The sequence below is a fragment of the Actinomadura sp. NPDC049753 genome, assembly GCF_040674655.1.
Lineage (GTDB): Bacteria > Actinomycetota > Actinomycetes > Streptosporangiales > Streptosporangiaceae > Spirillospora > Spirillospora verrucosospora.
In genome coordinates this window covers 1-1,203 of record NZ_JBFARL010000469.1, presented here as the reverse complement: position 1 = coordinate 1,203, position 1,203 = coordinate 1, and the positions used below count along the sequence as shown (strand labels likewise).

1 protein-coding gene is annotated in these 1,203 nt (G+C 81.1%); it reads left to right on the top strand.

Going from position 1 to position 1,203, the window contains the following annotated elements:
- Positions 1–1,203, top strand: a 1,203-nt coding sequence (locus AB0K37_RS42270; protein WP_363991895.1) for a DNA polymerase Y family protein, incomplete at both ends; no start/stop codon positions are given.

Below are 1,203 nucleotides of genomic sequence, written 5' to 3'. Positions count from 1 at the left end.
GGCGCGGGCAGCGGATCCGCGACGCCCAGCGGCGGTGCCCGGAACTGGTGGTGCGCGAGCGCGACACCGACGCGGAGGGACGCCGCTTCGAGGCGGTCGCGCAGGCGGTCGCGGAGCTGACGCCGCGCGTGGAGGTGGTGCGGCCGGGCCTGTGCGCCATCCCGGCGCGCGGCCCCGCCCGGTTCTACGGGGGCGAGGAAGCGCTGCGCGTCCTGGTGCAGGACACGGTCGTCGAGGCCGGCCACGACTGCGGGTCGGGGGTCGCGGACGGGCTGTTCGCGGCCGAGCTGGCGGCGCGCGCCGGGCAGGGCGGCGTCGTGGTGCCGGAGGGCGGCGCGGCGGCGTTCCTCGCGCCGTACCCGCTGTCGGTGCTCGACCGGCCGGAGCTGGCCGACCTGCTCCGGCGACTCGGCGTCACGACCCTCGGCGACCTCGCGGCGCTGCCGTCCGGCCACGTCGCGAGCCGCTTCGGGACCGACGGGGCGCTCGCGCACCGGCTGGCGCGGGGCGAGGAACCGCGCCCGCTCGCGCCGGTCCGCGCCGCCGCCGACCTGTCGGTGCGCGGCGGCTTCGACCCGCCCGCCGAGCAGGCGGAGCGGGTCGTGTTCGCGGCGAAGCGGCTGGCGGGCGAGCTGCACGAGGGCCTCGCCGCCGGCGGGCTGGCGTGCGTGCGGCTGGAGGTCGCGGTCGGGTTCGCCGACGGGCACGTCCTGCGGCGGCTGTGGCGGCACGACGGGCTGTCGGCGCTGGCCGTCGCCGAGCGGGTGCGGTGGCAGCTGTCGGCCCACCGGCCGGCCGGGCGTGACGGGGGCGGCCGCGACGGGGGCGGCGACGACGGCTGGGGCGGCGTGACGTGGGTGGAGCTGGCGCCCGACCAGCTCGTCCCCGACCTCGGACGGCAGGAGGGGCTCTGGGGGCGCACCACCGTCACCGACCGCATCGCGCGGGCCGCCGACCGGATCCAGGCGCTCCTCGGCCACCACGGCATCGCGCGGCCGGTGCTGGTGGGCGGGCGCGGGCCGGGCGAGCGGGTCGTCCGCGTCCCGGTCGGCGACCTGGCCCCGGCCGAGCCGCGGGAGGGGCCGTGGCCCGGGAGCGTGTCCGGGCCCGCGCCCTCGGTCGTCCCGGCGGCGCGGGTGCCCGCCGAGCTGCGACGTCGTGGTCGCGCTGCGCCTCGCGCCGCGTCCGCCGCGGGCGCTCGGG